Genomic DNA, 279 nt, shown 5'->3' with positions numbered 1-279 from the left:
AATCTCCTGATTACTCTGCGTGAGTATTTGCAAACTGGTTTTGGCCTTCTCAGTACGATACTGAGCAATAGACCCTTCTCCCTCTGAATAATCATTGGCCTCTGAAAGCAGCCTGTCTATCAACAGCCATAGATTAATTATGGGAAAGCCAACCTCTTGTCGAGGCTCATGACTCATAGCCTGGGCAGTAGTCTGGACAGGCAACCGGTTCAGACTGATTCCTTGAATCAGAGCAGGTTCAATCACAACTTGAGTACTGATATCGAGAGTAAATATTCG

1 protein-coding gene is annotated in these 279 nt (G+C 44.8%); it reads right to left on the bottom strand.

All coding sequences use genetic code 11. The features are described from left to right. Positions 1-246: hypothetical protein (locus tag CWC16_RS20150; protein WP_212747470.1), on the bottom strand; the 246-nt coding region annotated here is incomplete at its 3' end. Positions 247-279 lie beyond the last annotated feature (33 nt).

This window comes from Pseudoalteromonas sp. S3776 (assembly GCF_005886915.1).
Lineage (GTDB): Bacteria > Pseudomonadota > Gammaproteobacteria > Enterobacterales > Alteromonadaceae > Pseudoalteromonas.
Note: the sequence above shows the minus strand (reverse complement) of the source record. Positions and strands in the feature narration are given on the sequence as shown.